The sequence below is a fragment of the Vibrio sp. T20 genome (assembly GCF_007858795.1).
Taxonomy (GTDB): Bacteria; Pseudomonadota; Gammaproteobacteria; order Enterobacterales; family Vibrionaceae; genus Vibrio; species Vibrio satsumensis.
Map to the genome: position 1 here is coordinate 1 of NZ_VFEB01000073.1, position 258 is coordinate 258.

The 258-nt window shown below is 40.3% G+C and carries 1 pseudogene; it reads left to right on the forward strand.

The features are described 5' to 3' along the window. Window positions 1-258: pseudogene (locus FTW16_RS05835) on the forward strand (DUF1566 domain-containing protein); the annotation flags it as partial.

The following is a 258-nucleotide window of genomic DNA, read 5'->3' on the forward strand; positions in this document are numbered from 1 at the left end:
GTGACGTTATCCGATAGTGATTCTGAACCAAGTATTCGCTATAGCGACACCAGTAAAGTGGTCTTAGAAGGGGATAGTGACACCAGTAACATTGAGTTAAGCCACTATTCCTACCAAGATATTACCGTTACGCTAGAAAAAAGTGGGATAGCTTCAAATGATGATTACACCAGTAATCTTAGTAGCATGACTATTACGATTCCCGCCGAAAGTTTAACGCACGCAATAAAAGTAACAGCCAAACAAGATAGGCTAAGT